Origin of the sequence: Agrobacterium tumefaciens (genome assembly GCA_025560025.1) — a bacterium.
GTDB lineage: Bacteria > Pseudomonadota > Alphaproteobacteria > Rhizobiales > Rhizobiaceae > Agrobacterium.
This window is the reverse complement of record CP048485.1, coordinates 2,297,996-2,313,476: the sequence shown is the minus strand read 5'-3', so window position 1 is coordinate 2,313,476 and position 15,481 is coordinate 2,297,996. Positions and strand designations below refer to the sequence as shown.

Here is a 15,481-nt window from a genome sequence, read left to right as displayed (position 1 = left end):
TAACCCGGTGCGTGAACAGAGCACGTTCGAATGAAAGAGGTTACGATGATTCTCGAGATTTGCGTGGACGATGTGGCCGGGCTGGAAGCGGCGGTCAGGGGTGGTGCCGATCGTATCGAGCTCTGCGCGGCATTGTCCGGTGGCGGCGTCACACCGTCTGCGGGTTTCATGCAGCGAGCGGCGGCCTATGGATTGCCGGTCAGCGTGATGATCAGACCGCGCGCCGGTGATTTCGTGTTCACACGTGACGAAGCCGATGTGATGAAACGCGATATTGATGCGGCGCGTGCTGCGGGGCTTTCCGGCGTGGTGCTCGGCGCATCGCTTGGCGACGGATCGCTTGATATTCCACTGCTCGAGGAATTGCGCCGCCACGCCGATGGGCTGGATTCGACGCTGCACCGGGCGATCGATGTCGTTCCCGACATGGATGAGGCTTTGGAGGCCGCCATCGCGCTCGGTTTCCCGAGAATTCTAACCTCCGGCGGCGCGCGTTCGGCGCTTGAGGGCATGGAGACGCTGGCGCGATTATCCGAGAAGGCCGCTGGCCGGATTGTCATCATGCCAGGTGCAGGCGTGCGTCCACAGATCGTGCAGACATTGCTGGACCGCTTTCCGATCACGGAAATCCACGCATCCTGTTCCGCCGTTCCGTCTTATGATCCAGAAAGCAAGGTGGCGAAGCTCGGTTTTACCGGCGATGGGCGCAAGGGAACGGACGAAGCGGCGGTTCGCGAGTTAAAGGCGATCCTCACCGCTCATCAAAAAGGCGGCGCAAGACTCTAGCCGTTCCGGCAGCGCCGTCGAGATCGAGTTTGATCTTATCCGGGGCCGGCAGAGCCAATGCGGCCCTGATGGCATCGGCCATGGATTGCGCGGAGATATCTTTCTCCTCCAGCACCTGCGCCAGTCCCAGCCGCGCCAGTCGTTCGGCGCGGGCGCTCTGTTCCGTTTCGCCACCGGCTGCGAAGGGGATCAGAAGCGAGCGGCATTTTGCCTGAAGAATATCGCAGACGGTGTTGTAACCGGCCTGTGAAACCGAAAGCCGCGCGCCGGCAAGCAGGCTTGCGAAATCCTTGCGGAAGCGGAAGACGGATACATTGTCCGCCGCCTCAGCCGAGATCGCATCGAAATCCGCTTGCGGCATATTGGGGCCGGTTACGAGGCACCAGCTTGTGATGTCATCCAGCAGCGGGGCGGCTTCAAGTGCGGCCCGGACGAGTGCTGCGCCAACCGCGCCGCCGCCTGCGGATACCACAATATCGAATTTCTCCGCCGGTTCGGGGGGCGGTAGCGGTGCAACAAGGCCCGTATAGATGATGCGCTGGCTGATTTCGCCGGCAAGAGGAAAGGTATCCTCCAGTCGCACAAATTCCGGATCGCCATGGACCAGCACCGCGTCGAAATGTTTCTTCACCAGCGACACGGTTTCTTCGTCACGGCCGGGTTTGGTTTTTTCCTGCAGAATGTCACGCAGCGACGTCATGACGAGCGGGCGCGGTTCGCTATCCTCGATCTCGTCCAGAAGCGGCAGCAATTCGAAACGCACCTGTCTGCGCCCGAAGGGGAAGGCCTCGATGATGACGATGTCAGGCTTTGCGCCATGGTAAGCACCGATCAGCATGTCTGTTCGAAGCTTTTTGAAGGCGTCATCCACCGGTTTGCCGGAACTATCGACAAGGCCGGAAAAGCTGCCGTCGCTGACGGCGATGGGCGGCAATTCGACATGGCGGATGCCCTCACCCGGAAAGCCCGGAACCGGGGTGCCGCCCGTCACCAGAACGACATCGAAACCATCCGCCTGCAGGGCGTTGGCAATGCGGCTGGCGCGGGCGATATGGCCGATGCCGAGAAGATGCTGGACATAAAAGAAGACTGAAGGACGCTTTTCCGTATCACTCATGGCGTCTTTTCCCACTCGGTTTCGAACAGGGCCTTCAGTTCGGCAATGCTGGTGCGATGATCGAAAGCGGTTCGAACGCGGTTTTCGGCGGCAGCACCCAGACGCTGGCGTAATTGCGCATCGGTGATGGCCGCACGCAGTGCTTCGGCGAATGCGGCCGGATTTTCCGGATCGGTCAGCAGCCCGTTTTCACCGTCGACGAAGAATTCCGGAATGCCTGAGATTTTGGTGGAAATGCAGGTCAGCGCCTGGCTCGCGGCCTCAACCAGCACATTGGGAAGGCCGTCACGATCGCCATCGCTGGTAATGCGGCAGGCAAGGGCGAAGAGATCCGCCTCCCGGTAATTCTCCAGCACCTGCTTCTGGTCCATGGCCCCGGTCCAGACGATCCTGTCGGCGAGGCCAAGCTCGTCTGCGAGTTTCTTCAGCGCGACCAGTTCATCACCGCCGCCAATATGGGTGAAACGCCAATGGATATCCTGCGGGAGTGAAGCCAGCGCGCGCAGGAGAATATCGATGCCCTTTTTCTTGACCGCCCGGCCGACGCTTAAAATCCTGACCGGGTCACCGGCATCTGAACCGTCTCTCGCCGGGCGTGGCGTTTCGAAATGCGGGAAGCGGGTGAGATCGAGGCCATGATAACTCAGATGCACATTCTGCCTGGCCCCGGAAAGGGTCTGCAGATGCTGGAAGCCGCCGGCAGTGCAGGTCACGGCCCAGCGGGCGCTTTGCAGCTTGGCGGCAAGGTCACGGTCGTTCGAGGTCCAGATGTCCTTCGCATGCGCCGAAATCGTCCAGGGTGTGCCAGTAATGAGATGGGTATAGGCGGCGACCGAGGCGGGTGTGTGGATGAAATGGACATGCAGCCATTCGGCATCCGCCGGCCATTCATGCGCAAGGACGGCGGCCTGCCCGAAACGGCGGAACCGGTTGCGGCTGAGATCATGCGGCAGATCGCTGAAAAAGCGGCGGAGCGCCTTGGTGAAGCCCGGCTTTTTGCGGCACGCCCACAATGCCTTTAGAACGCGCAGCGGTTCTTCATGCAGATATTCCGGCAGGTAGGTGACGGGTGCGCGAATTTCATCATGAACGGGGTGGCGTTTTTTATCCGTCGGCCGGCGCATGGACATGAGTTCGAGTTGCAGCCCGGCTTTCTCCAGCCCCAGAAGTTCCTGGGCGATGAAAGTCTCCGACAGGCGCGGATAGCCCTTGAGGAGCACCACGATTTTTTTTGTATCGGTCACGTTGCGCGTGTCTCTTTTAAAGTGGTGGTTATTGGGGAGCAGGTCACGCGGTCAGCGGGATTGGCGCCTTTTCGCCCTCGGGCGGCAGCCACTCGGCGATCCTTTTCGATATGTTTTCCAGACCGTCGAGTTTCAGTTCCCTCGAATTGACGGAGGGCGGTGCACGGTTCGGCAGCGCCTTGAGAGCCGCCGCCATCTTGGCGGGGTTCTCGGCATCTTCCGGCAAAAGCATGTCGAACAGGCCGAGTTCGGACGCGCGGCTGGCGCGGATAAGCTGCTCTTCCCGCGGCACCGTGCGCGGCACGACAAGGGCGGGCTTGTCGAAGGACAATATCTCGCAGACGGTATTATAGCCGCCCATCGACACGACGGCCTGCGCGCCGGCGACGAGGTCTTCCATGCGATTGTCGAATTCGATGATTTCTATATGTGGAATATCGGCAACGCTGCTCATGAAGCGCTGGCGCTGATCGGCCGGCATATAGGGGCCGAGCACCACAAGCGCCTTGTGCGTCAATTCGCTATCATGGCGATAGGCGTTGATGACGTCGTCGATCAATTCGCTGCCATCGCCGCCGCCGCCGGTGGTGATGAGAAGATAGTCCCCCTCCGGACGATGCGCCACGGTTTCCGCCTGCGTTTTCGAGCGCTGCAGGAAGCCGACGAAATCCATCTTGTCGCGAACGGTCTCGGGAACATCCAGCCCCGTCAACGGGTCGTGGAAATCCGGCGGGCCATAGACCCAGACATGGTCGTAAAACTGGCCGATCTTGGTCATGACGTTATTGCGCTTCCACTCCGCTTCAAGCAGTTGCGGCGCATCCATGACATCGCGCAGGCCGATGACGAGCTTGGTTCCCTGACCCTTGAGATAGGCAAGCGTTTCCTCCACCTCACCGCGAAGGCCCATGGGCTCCTTGTCGACGATGAAGATATCCGGCTGAAAGCTTTCGGCGGTATGATAGATGATGGAACGGCGCATCTTCAGCGTTTCCTGAAGATCGATATGCCTGTCCATTGAGGTATATTCGCCATTGCGCAGCTTGATGACGCTCGGGATTTTCACGAAATCCACGCGGGCGCGATAATCGAAGGCGCCGGCAATTGTCGCGCCGGAAATGATGAGAACGTTGAGGCCGCGATAATCCTCCACCAGCGCATGTGCAATCGTGCGACACCGCCGCAGATGCCCGAGGCCGAAGGAATCGTGGCTGTACATGAGGATACGCGCGTCGTTCAAACGGGAGGTCAAAGGCCACACCTCTTTTTGCCTTTCAGAAAAAAGGCGATGGCGGAAGAGCAGTTTATCAAAGGGTGTTCCATTTTATCTGAAGGGATCCGCAGCATCACGTAGTCCGTCACCGAAGAAATTAAAGGCCAGAATGACGAGAACGACCGGGATCGTCGGTAGCAGAAGCCACGGATATAGCGCAATGACGCTGACGCTGCGCGCCTCCGTGAGCAGAATTCCCCAACTTGTGATCGGTGGCCTGAGGCCGAGACCAAGGAAGCTCAGCGCGGTTTCGCCAAGAATCATGCCCGGTATAGTCAGCGTTGCCGAGGCGATGAGGTGCGACATGAAACCGGGAATAAGGTGCCTGCCAATGATGCGCGGCGTGCCCGCACCCATCAATTGCGCAGCCAAAACATAGTCTTCCTCGCGAAGCGCCAGCAATTTAGAGCGCACGGCGCGCGCCAGTCCCGTCCAGTCCAACATGCCAAGAATGATGGTGATGCCGAGATAAACGAGAATAGGACTCCAGGTCACTGGCATGATCGCCGCAAGCGCTAGCCACAGCGGAATGCTTGGGATGGATTGCAGGACCTCGATGATGCGCTGAACGATCAGATCGAAGGTGCCGCCGCGATAGCCAGCTAAACCGCCGATCACAATGCCGAGAACAAAGCTCATGGCGACGCCAAGAAGGCCGATGGTCAGCGAGATGCGTGCGCCATAGATGATGCGCGACAGCACGTCGCGTCCCAGCCGGTCGGTGCCGAGCAGGAACATTTCGCCGCCTTCAGCGGGGCATACAAGGTGGGTTCTGCCTTCGAACATGCCCCAGAAACGGTAGGTATCGCCCTTGCAGAAGAAGCGCAGCGGCTGGATATCCGTCGGTACATCGCGGTAGACGCGCCTCAGATTGTCCATGTCGAGCGTCATCTCCCGGCCATAAACGAAGGGGCCGACAAACTTCCCGTCATTGAAGAGATGAATAGCCTGCGGCGGAGCGTAGATATGCTCGATATTGCGGGTGTGGAGATTATACGGCGCCAGGAACTCGCTGATCAGGATCGAGAGATAAAGCACCACCAGAAAAGCGCCGGACCACACCGCGATCTTGTGCTGGCGGAACTGCCACCACATGAGCCGCAATTGCGATGCCTTGCTGAAGGCCGCCATTCCGGACGTGTTGGGTTCGATGAGCGACGGGTCGAATGGCGCCGTCGAGACGTAATGGGTCAGCGCTTCGCCTGAGTTCGGGATGGATGAAGTCATTTGACGTTACCACCTCCAAAGCGAATTCTCGGGTCGAGTATGGCAAGGGCGATATCCGAGACCAGAACGCCGATCACCGTCAGGAAAGCGAGGAACATCAGGAACGAACCGGCCAGATACATGTCCTGGCTCTGCAAAGCCCTGATGAGCATCGGACCGGTGGTTTCGAGCGACAGCACGACGGCGGTAATTTCCGCGCCGGAAATAATGGCAGGCAGGATCGAGCCGATGTCCGAAATGAAGAAATTCAACGCCATGCGCAGGGGATATTTGATCAGCACCTTGAAGGGGTGAAGCCCCTTCGCACGCGCCGTTACGACATATTGCTTCTGCAATTCGTCCAGGAGGTTGGCGCGCAGGCGGCGGATCATGCCGGCCGTGCCTGCGGTTCCGATAATGAGGACGGGTATCCAGATATGTTCGAGGATCGACTTGAACTTCGCCCAGCTCATTGCCTGGTTCAGATATTCCCGGTCCATCAGATGGCCGATGGAGATGCCGAACCAGATATTGGCAAAATACATCAGGATCAACGCCAGCATGAAATTGGGGATGGCGATGCCGAGCAGGCCGAGGAAGGTGAGCCCGTAATCACCCCAGCTATATTTATGCGTGGCGGAATAGATGCCGATCGGGAAGGCGAGGAGCCATGTGACGATGATGGTGACGAAGGATACCAGGACCGTCAACCACAGGCGGTCTCCCACCACGTCGCTGACGGGCAGCTGATATTCGAAGGAATAACCGAAATCGCCGACCAGCATGCCGGTTGCCCAGCGGAAGTAGCGGATCGGTGCCGGCTGATCGAAGCCATAGCGGGTACGCAGCTCCTCGATTTCGGCAAGGTTCGCCGTCTCGCCCATGGCGCGCAGTTCGGCGACATAGCTTTCGAAATAATCGCCCGGCGGCAGTTCGATGATGGTGAAAACCAGCATCGAGATCAGAATCAGCGTGGGGATCATGACGAGGATGCGCTTCAAAATATACCGCAGCATATCAGGCGTCTCCGTCGTACCAGAAGGCATCCGGCAGGTAGACGCCGAGATACGATGTGGGTTCGTAACCGAAAAGCGCCTTTTCCGGCACATTTCGCATGCGTTTGACATGGACGACGGGCTGAAGCGCGCCGTTGACGATGCCGATGGAAAAGACCTGCTGTGTATAGATACCCAGCATCTCCAGCCAGATGGCTTCGCGTTCTTCCTCGGTGACGCTTCGGCGCCATTTCTTCAGGAGATCGAGCAGATGCGCCGCCTCCGGCAGATCGGGTTCCTTGCCTTCACGTCCGCCGGACAGATAATGGATGCCCCAGACCGGCCATTGCAACTGGTCGTCGCCGGTGGGGGCAAGGCCGGATGGCAGCATATCCGAGGTCGGTACGCCATTGTCCATGCCCATCCATACCGACATCAGCACCTCGCCGCCCATGGCGCGCTTGCGGAAGACATCACGCTGGGTGGGGCGGACGGAAACCGCAATACCGATATGCCGCCAATGATCCGTCACCAGTTCCATCACGTCGGTCTCGAGCGTGCTTTCGCCTGTTGTCTCGACGATGATATAGGCTGGGCGTCCATCCGGCAGGAGCCTTATGCCGGCGTTGTCGCGCTTGTCGAGACCCACTTCATCGAGCAGCCTGTTGGCTGCCGCACGGTCGAAGGCGCTCCAGGCTTCGGCGAATTCGGGTCGGTAAAGCGGGCTTTCCGGCAGAACCGTGTCGGCGCTTTCCTTCGCCAGCCCGTAAAAGCAGACCATGTTGATTTCATGCCGGTTGATCGCGAGCGACAAGGCCCGGCGCACGCGCACATCCTGGAAATAGCCACGCCACACAGGATCGGCGCAGTTCAGATTGGGCAGAAGCGCGATGCGTGAGCCCTGGGAGCGCTTGTAGAGGTTCACCTTCAGGGGAAAGCGCTTTTCGGCATCCTTCAGAAAGGTGTAATCGGCGAAGTCGAGGCCGAAATATTGCAGGTCGCTGTCGCCCGACGCGGTCTTCGCCGAGATGATATCGGACGAGGTGACGTTCAGCAGGAACCGGTCGAGATAGGGCAGCTGCAGGCCATTTTCGTCGACGCGGTGATAATAGGGATTGCGTTCGAACACGAATTGTTCGGCCGGCGGCGAGGTCGTGTTTCGCCATGCGTCGAGCGTCGGCAAGGCGGGATTTTCCGGCCGGACCTGTCTCGACATCTTGATATGCAGCCCGCTCCAGTCATCCGCCTTGTTCTTCTTGATGAGCTTGGCGAGATTTTCCGCCGTCTGATATTTGACGTGGAACTGCTTCATATAAGCGGCGGGGAGGAACAGCCGCGCCGGCGAGGCGGCCGCGAGCTTCGCCAGAAAATCCGGGTTGGGGCCTTCCCAGGTATAACGCACGGTGAACCGATCGATGACCTCGATCAGGGGCGGCTTATTGTTGACCAGAAGTTCGATCGGCGGACCGCCCTTGTGGATTTCCTTGTTGAGGGCGACATCCTCCCAGAAATAACGGAAATCCTCGGAGGTTAAATCGCTGCCATCGGACCATTTGTGGCCCTCGCGCAGCTTGAAGGTGAAGATGCGCTCTTCCTCGACATCGTAGCTTTCCAGAATGTCCGGGTGCAGCTCGAATTTTTCGTCATAACCGACAAGGCGGGCATAGTTGCTGATCGGCATAAGCCTGATATCGCGCTGGCCGCCAATCAGCATCCGCACGGAGCCACCATGTTTTCCCGGCTCGCGGCCAAGCGCTTTCATATCGATGACGCGCGGGTTCTTCGGCAGGCGTTCCGCCACATCCGGCAATTCGCCCTTCTCCCGCTTTTCCTTGAAGTAGTCGGGATCGGTATAGGCGGCGCGTGCGTAGGCCGGCAAAAAGACGGATGCGAGCAGGGCAAGGGTGGTGCGGCGCGTGATCAAGGGCGGAGCTCCCGGATGTCGGCATTGCCGTTGGCAAGAACGAAATGGCCTTCGCCCAGATCGGCGGAGATCATCGCACCATCACCCTCGTCGCGGAATTGCCTGCCCCAGTCGAACTTGCCCGTCGCGCTGATCTTGCCGATGGTGCGGAAATCGAGTGGACGATCGAGATCGGGAAAGGGCACGGCCGCCAGCAGCGATTTGGTATAGGGATGTACGGGGGAGCGCATCAGGACTTCCCGCGGTGCCAGCTCGACGATGCGGCCCTCGCACATCACGGCCACGCGGTCGGCCATATAATCCACGACCGCCAGATTATGCGAGATGAAGAGGTAAGTGAGGCCGAGGTCCTTTTGCAAATCCTTGAGCAGGTTGAGAATTTGCGCCTGCACCGAGACATCGAGGGCGGAAACGGGTTCATCGCAGATCAGCAATTCAGGACCGAGCGCCAGGGCTCTCGCGATGCCAATGCGCTGCCGCTGGCCGCCGGAGAAACTGTGCGGGTAGCGGTTCAGGGCACTTTCGCCAAGACCGATTGCCTTCAGGAGATTGCGGACTTTCTCCGCGCGATATTTTGCGTCGCCGCGCCCGTGGATTTCAAGCGGTTCACTCAGGATGTTGCCCACGGTCATGCGCGGAGAAAGCGATGAGATCGGGTCCTGAAAGACCATCTGTATCTTCGAGCGCAATTCCTTGAGATCGCCGTCCCTGGCATTGAGGACGTCGATATCGCCCTGCGGCCGGTGGAAGGTTACAGAACCTTCGTCGGGGCGGACGGCGCGCATGAGGATCTTGCTGACGGTGGTTTTGCCGCTGCCGCTTTCTCCCACCAGCCCAAGGCATTCGCCCCGGCGGATTTCAAAACTGACGCTGTTGACCGCCTTGGTGGCGTGTGCGTCGCCTTTGCGGAACCAGCTGGATTTGCGGGTGGTGAAGGTCTTGCTGATGTTGTCCACGGTCAGAAGCGGTCCGGGCGTCTTGTTCACCGCGGCGGTTTTTTTGCCGACAAGGCTTTCATGATCAACCGTGATTTCGCGCAGTGCCTTCAGTCTCTCGCCGGGCTTCATATCGAAATGCGGCACGGCGGCCATCAGGCCCTTGAGATAGGGATGGCCCGGCGACTTGAAGATGTCGTCGACGGTGCCTGCCTCCATGATCTCGCCCTGATAGATCACGGCAACCTCATCGGCGATGTTCGCCACCACGCCGAGATCGTGGGTGATGAGCAGCATGCTCATGTTCAGCCGGCTCTGCAGATCGCGCAGGAGCTTGAGGATCTGCGCCTGTATGGTCACATCAAGCGCCGTCGTCGGTTCGTCAGCGATCAGAAGGGCCGGGCGACAGATCAGCGCCATGGCGATCATGGCGCGCTGGCGCATGCCGCCCGATAATTCGAAGGGATACATGTTCACGACCTTCTTCGGGTTGGAAAACCCTACAAGATCGAGCGTTTCATGCATTTTTTCCGCGCGCTCGGCCGGCGACAGGATGCTGTGGATTCGCAGCGCCTCGTCGATCTGGTTGCCGATGGTGTGCAGCGGTGAAAAAGATGTCATCGGCTCCTGAAAAATCAGCCCGATGCGATTTCCGCGGATGGCCCGTATTTCCCGGCCGTCCTTCGGCAGTTGCAGCAGATTGACGGGGCCGGCGGCGGTATTTTGGGGATCGGTGAAGAGCACGCGGCCATTCACGCGCGCCGTCTTGGGATGGATGCCCATGATCGTCTGGCCGATGACGGATTTTCCCGAGCCGGACTCTCCGACCAGCGCGGTTACTTTTCCCGGAAGAATGCGAAGGCTGGCGCCCCTCACGGCATCAATCGTACCACCCATAAGAGAAAACGAGACCCGCAGGTTTTCAATACGGAGCAAATCTGCGCCTGCGCTCATGCCAAAGGGTTCCTTGCCGTCTCTTTATCGTTGCCTTGTGACAACTTGCTCAGGAGGGCTTAAATTCACGTTATCGCAGGGTTTGTTGTCTGTCTATGCTTCTGAAACATCGAATTGTTTAGCAAATTCAAAGCCGGCTTCTGAAACCTGACGGCTTGCGCGACGGCTTCTGTTTGACGATATGTTAACGAGCGTTTCTGGATGAGGATCCATGTCCGACAAGAAATATTACGATGCCCAGCTGGACAGAGCCCGGCAGTTGCAAAATGAAGGGCAATATGCGGAAGCGAATGCGCTTCTCTTATCGCTGGTTGCAGTAAAAGACAGGCATCTCATGGGCGAGGAAACAGTGCTCGGCCTGCCGCGTCGGCTGCACGCGGCGCGGCTGCGTCTCGCCAAGGCTGAAGGCGATTTGGTCGCGAAAATCGGCTATCAATATACGCTGGTTCCGCCACCACGGGCGCTGGCAAAATATGCACAATTTTCTCCGGAAGAACGCCGCACGATCAACCTGAAAAACAGGGAGGAGGTGCCGAGGCTCGTTCACCAGATATGGATCGGGGAAAAAGCCCCGCCGGTATCGGTTGAAGCCTGGGCTTCCCATGCCGCCTCACACGGTTACGAGTATCGCCTCTGGCGCGAGGCCGATCTTGAGCGGGAAGGCGTGCTTGCAAACGACGTCTTCAGAACGATGTTGGATCAGGGCGATTATCCGGGCGCGGTGGATGTGGCCCGTTACATTCTGCTGGAACGTTTTGGCGGTATCTATCTCGATTGTGACTGGTATCCGGCCAGGGACGATCTGAGTTTCGACGCTTTCCTGCCCTTGATGGGGCTGACGGCGTTTGATGAAAAAACGCCGCGTGATACCGGGCAGGGCAGCATGCTTCTCGCCAATTCCTTCATCGCCGCCCCGGCCGGCCATCCCGTCTTTCGACGAATGCTGGAGGCTTTTCCCGGGATCATCGCCGATATGCCGCGCGCGCCGGCCTGGTGGTCGACAGGCCCGCTGATCTTCACCGTCATCGCTCGGGTGGGAAGCATCAGCCTTGCGCCTGCATCCTTTGTTGCCGCCTCTCTTCCCGATCGTGCGCCGTTTGAGGCGGTGGAGGCACTCAGGCGTGAGCACGCTGCCGGGATGGACGGATTGCTGATTGCCTGGAAGTCATGGTGAGATTCCGTTGACGAGGTCTGCCGAGGAACGCCAGCGGGCGGCGGGATGGTTGGCGGTTACCTCGAAAAGCCGTCTCAGGAAGCGCCAGACATTGTCGTCATGAACGAGATGATGGGTCAGGATGCCTGTGGAGCCGCCGCCATGGTCCGCTGCCCAGCGCATACGGGCGGCGGTTTCGACGAAAAGACTGTCGTCTTCGCGGCCGCCACGGCTGCCGTGCCAGTCGATCACGTCGACATGGGTGTTCAGGCAGGGTGGGACGGTGTTTTTCTCCGGGCCAAAAACGGACAATGCACGATAGCCGAGGCCGGTCAGTTCCGCCACGACACCGGTATCGATACGGTTCCACGGTGGCACCAGCATCGGTACCAGACGTTCGCCATGCAGATCGTGCAATTTTTCCAGCCCGGATTGCAACTCGTCGAGAACGATGGACAGATCGCGGTGCAATCCGAGTTCCCGTTTCTTTTCTTTCTCACCGGCATAATTGGTGTGGGACCAGCCATGGACGGCGACATGGGCAATATCGGCTTTATCCAGATATTGCGCGAGCCTGCCCGTCGTCATCTCGGGTATGACCGCAAGGGTGACCGGAACGGAAAAGCTGCTGCAAAGAGCGAGCAGCGTGTCGAGCGCCGGCGTCGGCTCCACCGCGTCGTCGTCTCTCAGCCAGAGGTCGGCGGTTATGCCGCGCTGCGCGCATTCGTCCAGTGCCGTTACGAGTTTTTCCAGACTCATGGTGTTCGTGCCTTTGCTCGCAACAGAATATGGTTCAGTTCTTTCGCGGCGTTTTGCAGAGACCGTTCATCCTTGACGAATTGCCGGGCCGCCTTTGCCAGTTCTTCACGCCGCCTGTCATTGCCGAGCAGGGTTTCAATTGCACCGGCATAGGCGGCTGTATCATTTTCCGGTGTCAGTAATCCGGTGGTACCGGATTTTACCACTTCGGGAACGCCTGCCACCTCTTCGGCCACCACGGGCAGCCCGGCGGCCTGTGCTTCGAGATAGGCAAGACCATAGGCCTCGCCATGCCCCGGCCAGACATAAAGGGATGCGCGGGAAAGAAGAGCGGCGATCTCGGCTGCGGTTTTTTCCCCGTGCCAGACGAGGCGGTTTCCGGGAAAAGAGCCGAACATGGCTTGAACGGTCGCGCGTTCCGGCCCGTCGCCGACGATATCCAATGTCCAGTCCAGATCTTGCGGCAGGAGGGCAAGTGCCTGGGAAAGCGCGCGATAGCTGCCAAGCTTGTCGCCCGCCCGCATCATGGCGACGGTGATCAGCCTTGCCGGCGTCGGGCGAGGCTCGTTTTCGAGAAAGGCGCCGGCGTCGATAAAGGGCTGCAAGGTCGCATGGCGGATGGCGGGAGAGGCACGCAGAAGCCCATCGCGATCCCGCGCGGTGAAGCAGATATTGACCGCGGCGGCCGTCAATGAGGCCAGCAGGTCGTCCTGAACGGCCTGCCAGCCCATGCCGTTGCGCTTGGGTGAATAGGAGGCCTCGGCGGTGACATAGGGGATATCGAAACGCCTGCTGAGTTCCGGCCCGAGCAGATCCGGGGCCTTGTAGTAGGGGTGGTAGCAAAACCAGAGGTCCGGCACGCCCTGCCGCCGCCAAAGCTCTGCAATTGTTTCGGTCTCGTGTTCGGCGGCATCGGTGAGAGAGGCGCGCGCCGGATCATCCGCCTGTTTCAGAAAGCTGCGCAACTCGGAGGCGACGCAAACCTCATGGCCGCCCATGGTCATCGCCGTCATCAGCAGACGGGCCATCAGCCGATCGCCGGAGGGAACGGGATGGTTGGGCGATTTGAGCGGCGAATAAAAGGCGATCTTCATGCCGATGGTTGTGCGTTGGTCGCGGCTGCGGCGTCAACCGGAATTTGAAAGGGCGCAGTCTTGACAGCCCGGCCATTCTTGCCCAACTGAAAGGCATCTTTTGCACATGCGCGGAGCGTGACACGCTTTGACTTCCCCAGACATTTCCCAAAACCTGCTTTCCAGCATCGAAAACAAAAGCGCCAAAGCGGGCGTGATCGGCCTTGGCTACGTGGGCCTGCCGCTTGCCATGACGATCGCCAGGGCCGGTTTCAAGGTTGTCGGTTTCGATATAGACCCCGGCAAAATTACCGCGATCGAAGTGGGCCGCAGCTATATTGAGGCTGTGTCGGATGAGGTGCTTTCAGACGTCAGGCGTGATGACGGCTTTGTTGCCACCTGCGATTTTTCCCGACTGGCAGAATGCGATGTGATCGCCATCTGCGTGCCGACGCCCTTGACGAAATATCGCGAGCCGGACCTTTCCTATGTCGAAAAGACCTGCCGGGATATTGCCGCCCATCTTCGCAAGGGGCAGCTCGTCGTTCTGGAATCGACTACCTATCCCGGTACGACCGATGGGGTGGTAAAGACCATTCTGGAAAGCACCGGGCTTGTCTCCGGCGTTGATTTCTTCATCGGCTTTTCGCCCGAGCGGGAAGATCCAGGCAATCGCGATTTCGAGACCTCGACCATTCCAAAGGTTGTTGCCGGTGATGGCGAGGCTGCCGGAAAACTGATGGCCGCCTTCTACGGTGCGGTGGTGAAGAAGATCGTTCCGGTCTCGACAAACGCCACGGCCGAGGCTGTGAAGATCACCGAAAACGTCTTTCGTGCGGTCAATATCGCGCTCGTCAATGAACTCAAGGTCGTCTACGAGGCCATGGGCATCGACATATGGGAGGTGATCGACGCGGCGAAAACCAAGCCTTTCGGTTTCATGCCGTTTTATCCCGGCCCGGGCCTCGGCGGCCATTGCATACCGATCGACCCTTTCTACCTCACCTGGAAATCGCGGGAATATGAGTTGCCGACGCGGTTCATCGAGCTTGCCGGCGAAATCAACACCGGCATGCCGCGCCATGTCATCGGGCGCGTCGCGGAAGCGCTCGACATTCATTCCGGCAAGGCGCTGAGCCGCTCGAAGGTGCTAGTCGTTGGTCTCGCCTATAAGAAAAATGTGCCCGATATTCGCGAAAGCCCCTCGCTGAAGCTCATCGAGCTCATCCAGGAGCGCGGCGGTGAAGCGGCCTATTTCGATCCTCATGTGGCGGAAATCCCCAAAACCCGGGAATATAGCCACTTGATGGGCATGAAATCCGTTGCATGGGACAAGCAGACGGTCGGCACCTTCGATGCCGTTCTCGTGGCGACCGATCACGACAATGTGGACTACGCCGCTCTCTGCGAATGGGCACCGCTGATCATCGACACGCGAAATGTCTTTGCACGCCGGGATATAGCCGCAAAACACATCATCAAGGCCTGATCGGCTTCATCAGGCATTTCCAGCAAAATCGCTGCATGCTTTTACTGGAAATGCCCGGCATTCATGAATGGACGGACTATGAGCAGATTGGACAGTTTCATTCGCCGGTTGACCGCGCAGCGGGATATCCTCAACCATGTCGAGGCCGATCTCGATCTCCCGAATGAAGGCGCGATTATGGAAATCGGGCTTGGAAACGGCCGCACGTTCAATCATTTGCGGGAACTGTTTCCGGAACGCCGTATCGTCGCCTTTGACAGGGCCATGGGCGCACATGCCTCGTCCGTCCCGCCGGAAGAAGATCTCGTAATCGGCGAAATATCGCAAACCGCTCCCGCCTTCATCGGCGCCGAAGCGGCTCTGGTCCATGCCGATATCGGTACCGGCTACCCTGAGAAGGATGCGATCACCTTGACGTGGCTGCCTGATCTTGCCGCGGCTATGCTGGCGAAAGGCGGCGTTGCGGTCAGTGGTCTGCCACTGGATCATCCCATGCTGAAACCGTTGCCGGTGCCGGAAAGCGTGCCGACCGACCGCTATTTTCTCTATCGCAAGATTTGAGGCCGCGCCGCC

13 protein-coding genes are annotated in these 15,481 nt (G+C 59.1%); 4 read left to right on the top strand and 9 right to left on the bottom strand.

The window, feature by feature from the left end:
* Positions 1-45 precede the first annotated feature (45 nt).
* Positions 46-786, top strand: coding sequence for a copper homeostasis protein CutC (locus tag FY152_11285; GenBank protein UXS32645.1), 741 nt, complete (start codon positions 46-48; stop codon positions 784-786).
* On the opposite strand, the gene FY152_11280 is transcribed toward FY152_11285, so the two are convergent.
* The 7 genes from FY152_11280 to FY152_11250 all read right to left on the bottom strand — a co-directional run bounded on the left by FY152_11280 (position 752) and on the right by FY152_11250 (position 10,434).
* Positions 752-1,903 (bottom strand): glycosyl transferase, encoded by a 1,152-nt coding sequence (locus FY152_11280; GenBank protein UXS32644.1) that lies wholly within the window; start codon positions 1,901-1,903, stop codon positions 752-754. The genes FY152_11285 and FY152_11280 overlap by 35 nt on opposite strands.
* Positions 1,900-3,147 carry a glycosyltransferase family 4 protein gene (locus FY152_11275; protein ID UXS32643.1) on the bottom strand — a complete coding sequence of 416 codons (1,248 nt, stop codon included), beginning with the start codon at positions 3,145-3,147 and terminating at the stop codon, positions 1,900-1,902. Before FY152_11275 ends, FY152_11280 begins: the two co-directional genes overlap by 4 nt.
* Before the next feature lie 43 nt (positions 3,148-3,190).
* On the bottom strand, positions 3,191-4,399 hold the full coding sequence (locus FY152_11270) for a hypothetical protein (protein ID UXS32642.1): 1,209 nt from the start codon (positions 4,397-4,399) through the stop codon (positions 3,191-3,193).
* 72 nt (positions 4,400-4,471) lie between these two features.
* Positions 4,472-5,647, bottom strand: a complete 1,176-nt coding sequence (locus tag FY152_11265; protein UXS32641.1) for an ABC transporter permease — start codon at positions 5,645-5,647, stop codon at positions 4,472-4,474.
* Positions 5,644-6,642, bottom strand: a complete 999-nt coding sequence (locus FY152_11260; protein ID UXS32640.1) for an ABC transporter permease — start codon at positions 6,640-6,642, stop codon at positions 5,644-5,646. Before FY152_11260 ends, FY152_11265 begins: the two co-directional genes overlap by 4 nt.
* A gap of 1 nt (position 6,643) precedes the next feature.
* Positions 6,644-8,545: an ABC transporter substrate-binding protein gene (locus FY152_11255; GenBank protein UXS32639.1), complete on the bottom strand. Its 1,902-nt coding sequence runs from the start codon at positions 8,543-8,545 to the stop codon at positions 6,644-6,646.
* Positions 8,542-10,434 (bottom strand): ABC transporter ATP-binding protein, encoded by a 1,893-nt coding sequence (locus FY152_11250; protein UXS32638.1) that lies wholly within the window; start codon positions 10,432-10,434, stop codon positions 8,542-8,544. Before FY152_11250 ends, FY152_11255 begins: the two co-directional genes overlap by 4 nt.
* A gap of 211 nt (positions 10,435-10,645) precedes the next feature.
* Between FY152_11250 and FY152_11245 the strand changes: the two genes are divergently transcribed.
* Positions 10,646-11,608: a mannosyltransferase gene (locus tag FY152_11245; protein ID UXS32637.1), complete on the top strand. Its 963-nt coding sequence runs from the start codon at positions 10,646-10,648 to the stop codon at positions 11,606-11,608.
* Here the strand turns inward: FY152_11245 and FY152_11240 are convergent.
* Both FY152_11240 and FY152_11235 read right to left on the bottom strand, forming a co-directional pair.
* Positions 11,600-12,346 (bottom strand): polysaccharide deacetylase, encoded by a 747-nt coding sequence (locus FY152_11240; GenBank protein ID UXS32636.1) that lies wholly within the window; start codon positions 12,344-12,346, stop codon positions 11,600-11,602. The two genes, FY152_11245 and FY152_11240, sit on opposite strands and share 9 nt — an antisense overlap.
* Positions 12,343-13,440, bottom strand: coding sequence for a glycosyltransferase family 4 protein (locus FY152_11235; GenBank protein UXS32635.1), 1,098 nt, complete (start codon positions 13,438-13,440; stop codon positions 12,343-12,345). The genes FY152_11240 and FY152_11235 overlap by 4 nt, the downstream gene beginning before the upstream one ends.
* Before the next feature lie 127 nt (positions 13,441-13,567).
* Between FY152_11235 and FY152_11230 the strand changes: the two genes are divergently transcribed.
* Both FY152_11230 and FY152_11225 read left to right on the top strand, forming a co-directional pair.
* Positions 13,568-14,908, top strand: a complete 1,341-nt coding sequence (locus FY152_11230) for a nucleotide sugar dehydrogenase (GenBank protein UXS32634.1) — start codon at positions 13,568-13,570, stop codon at positions 14,906-14,908.
* Between the two features lie 78 nt (positions 14,909-14,986).
* Entirely contained in the window at positions 14,987-15,469 is a 483-nt protein-coding gene (locus FY152_11225; GenBank protein UXS32633.1) for a hypothetical protein, read from the top strand.
* Positions 15,470-15,481 lie beyond the last annotated feature (12 nt).